Origin of the sequence: Shewanella sp. 11B5 (genome assembly GCF_002836795.1) — a bacterium.
Taxonomy (GTDB): domain Bacteria; phylum Pseudomonadota; class Gammaproteobacteria; order Enterobacterales; family Shewanellaceae; genus Shewanella; species Shewanella frigidimarina.
The window spans coordinates 1-2,336 of record NZ_PJAP01001088.1 but is presented as its reverse complement, the minus strand read 5'-3'; the positions used below and the strand labels follow the sequence as shown (position 1 = coordinate 2,336).

The following is a 2,336-nucleotide window of genomic DNA, read 5'->3' as shown; positions in this document are numbered from 1 at the left end:
TCGCCCACCAACGCGCTTCTATATGGCTTTCTAACTTAGGAATATAAAAGTAAGGTCCAGATTTTTTAGCTAAAAGTTGACGATAATTATGGTAAAAGTACATAGCAAAATCGACTAAGCCGCCAGGAATGGGTTTGCCTTTGTATTCAATGTGCTTTTCAATAAGATGCAAACCACGTACACGAGCAATTAACACTGCAGGATCCGGATTTAACGAATAATGCTTACCGGTTTCAGGGACAGTTAGTTCAATATCACCGCGCACGGCATCACGAAGGTTAATTTGTCCTTCGACAATTTTTTGCCAACTCGGTGCTAATGAATCCTCAAAGTCGGCCATAAACACTTTTACATTAGCGTTTAAAGCATTGATGATCATCTTACAATCAACAGGGCCGGTAATTTCAACACGTCTATCAGTGAGATCTTCAGGCATTCCACGGATAGTCCAATTACCATCACGAATTGCACGAGTTTCAGGTAAAAAATCAGGTAACTCACCATTATCAATACGGGCTTGTTTTTGCTTACGCTTAGCTAATAGCTCGGGTACTTCATCAACAAATTTTGCACATAACGAATCAAGGAAAGCCACGGCACCAGAGTTAAAAACTTCTTCTTGGCCATTAACAGTAGGCCCAATAAACGTGAGATCAGTTTTAACCGAATCATCACGACTTGCTGTGGACTTACTGTATTGAGCTACTAATTGTTCTGCCGTCATAATAATGGCTCCCTAAATGCTGTCTGTTTTGATATTGATTGTCATGCTTCACTGTGTAGTGATGTTATCTACTGTCTATTTATCCCGCCTGTCTGTACCAAATCATCGCTGTACTTATTAGCGTTCAAGTAAACCATTTCTAATAACATTTAACTGAAGCTGACTGTTTACCAAAAACTTTCAAATGTCTGTTTCGTACTAAAAACTAACCAAAAACGTTTGTAATTGCAACAGTCTGCTCTTTACCAAAACGACTCAAAAAGCAGTGCATCCGATCACATAAAATGGTCTTACCAACACAAGTTAACAACCACAAGCCGCTGTTACCTATAATATTTATATAATAGAGCTTATACTTTAAAGTAGCCATGTAAAATTCATCTTACCAATTGACCAGCAAATGATAATGGTAAAAAAGGTTGTAATATAAAAACCAACTGTAAATATTTCTTTACCAAACTTTAGTCTATGCTATTGAATTAAACAATTTTGCAACGTTTCTAGCTTACCTATACGTAACAACATTTTACTAATTAAAAACAAAGGCTTACCCAAAGCCAATTACACGTCAAATTTAAACAACCGTTTTAAACTTACCTTTACGTAAACGTAACAAAAAAAGCCATTTTAATAGCTTGAAATGTGAGTTACGTCACCCGATCAACAAGCTCAAGCAGATTGGTTTGTTTTAAATAAAATGCATTTTTTTTAAAAATAATTGAAAAAACTTCATAAATGGGGCAATTAAGAACCACAATGGTGCAGCGAAGAGTAATAAACAGTGCTCAGATCTGGCGGAATATGTCGGTAATAACGAGGCTTAGTTCACTGTATGTTAATTGGCATCTGTCGATAAATCGCTAATGATTCAGCTCTAGCTCAGATAGAGTGGCAACAAAGTATCGCAAACGCTACGTAATGAATTGAATAACTAATGTTGCAACTGATGAATAAATGGAAATGCCGTTAGCATTTGTGACGGAGGATTTTCCTTGAAGCAATTTGGTGCAGACACTGTAAATGCATAACCTTAGCTCAGACGATTAAAAATGACATCACACGATAAAACGAGATTAATTTCAAACCTGCACGATTCAATTTACCCGCTGTTCGACTTACAAGGCACACTTATACTGAGCCTATGACTAATCAATACACTAAAGATTACGGTAAATAAGTGGTTTGATTAACATTCATAAACCAGAGCACAATAACATTAAACAACGAGTGTAGTGCCAACGTTTAGACGCTATCACAAGTGACAAGCTGGTTTAGCATATGTTGATTTACTCAAGGTAGACACTTCAGGGAGAGATATAAAGCTAGATAACTATCGTTATTTGATGGTGTCGTTATAACAGATGACACAATTTCGACCATTATGCTTGGCCTTATACAGCGCTAAATCCGCACGGCGAATTAACGGGTCGAGGCTTAGGTCATCCTTATCGACACTACTCACACCACAACTCACCGTGACAGTAAAATCGTGTCCTGAGAAACGAGTGTTAATATTGGCTATTGCATTGCGGATCTGCTCGGCAAATTCAACCGCGATATCTTCAGTTTGCTTTGGCATAAAGATAGCAAACTCTTCACCGCCCATTCGGGT

General features: G+C 37.7%; 1 protein-coding gene and 1 pseudogene. Both read right to left on the bottom strand.

Features of this window, described 5'->3' with window-relative positions:
• A pseudogene (locus CXF78_RS20610) lies at window positions 1-724 on the bottom strand (malate synthase A); the annotation flags it as partial.
• A gap of 1,336 nt (window positions 725-2,060) precedes the next feature.
• Window positions 2,061-2,336 (bottom strand): GGDEF domain-containing protein (locus tag CXF78_RS20605; protein WP_145991598.1); only part of this gene is annotated, 276 nt, incomplete at its 5' end.